Source organism: Dyella silvatica (assembly GCF_026283955.1).
GTDB lineage: Bacteria > Pseudomonadota > Gammaproteobacteria > Xanthomonadales > Rhodanobacteraceae > Dyella_C > Dyella_C silvatica.
Window position 1 is genome coordinate 1 of the sequence record NZ_JAPDPE010000233.1, and the last position, 673, is coordinate 673.

The window sequence follows — 673 nt, forward strand, 5'->3', positions numbered from 1 at the left end:
GTCGAAGGCCATGCGGCCACGGTCGGCGCCGATGGTGTCGTGCATCGTGACCTATTTGCGCTAAGCATTTTCTACCTGTCGCTATCGTTGATCATCAGCGGCGTCGGCTTTCTCAAGCCAAACATATCCACCGTGGTCGGCAAACTGTATCCCGAGGGCGATCCACGACTCGACTCCGGTTTCACGCTGTTCTATGCCGGCATCAATATCGGCGCGCTGTTTTCCAGCCTGATCTGCGGCTACCTCGGCGATACCTACGGCTGGGGCTACGGTTTTGGCGCAGCGGGCGTCGGCATGCTGGCCGGCCTGGCCGTGTTCATTACCGGCCAGAAGTACCTGCAAGGTCATGCCGAGCCACCGAATCCAGCCGCCTTGCGTCGCCGCCTGCTTGGCCCACTAAGCGTGGAATGGGCGATTTACCTCGGGGCCGCGCTTGCGCTGCCGGTTTTCTGGGCCTTGATGCAACTGGGTCACGCCGTGCTATGGCTGCAGGTGCTGACCATGGCTGCGTGGCTGGGCTGGCTGAGCTGGTATGTCACCGCGCGCTGCACTCCGGTGCAACGCCAACAGATGCTGGCCTGCGTGTTTTTCGTCGGCATTTGCCTGCTGTTCTTTACCCTGTACGAACAAACCTACGGCTCGTGGCTGCTATTCAACGACCGCATGCTGACCA

Annotated in this window: 1 protein-coding gene; it reads left to right on the forward strand. The window is 60.8% G+C overall.

Features of this window, described 5'->3' with window-relative positions:
• A partial coding sequence (locus OUZ52_RS22830; protein ID WP_323135396.1) for a POT-type proton-dependent oligopeptide transporter occupies positions 1 to 673 on the forward strand: 673 nt, incomplete at both ends.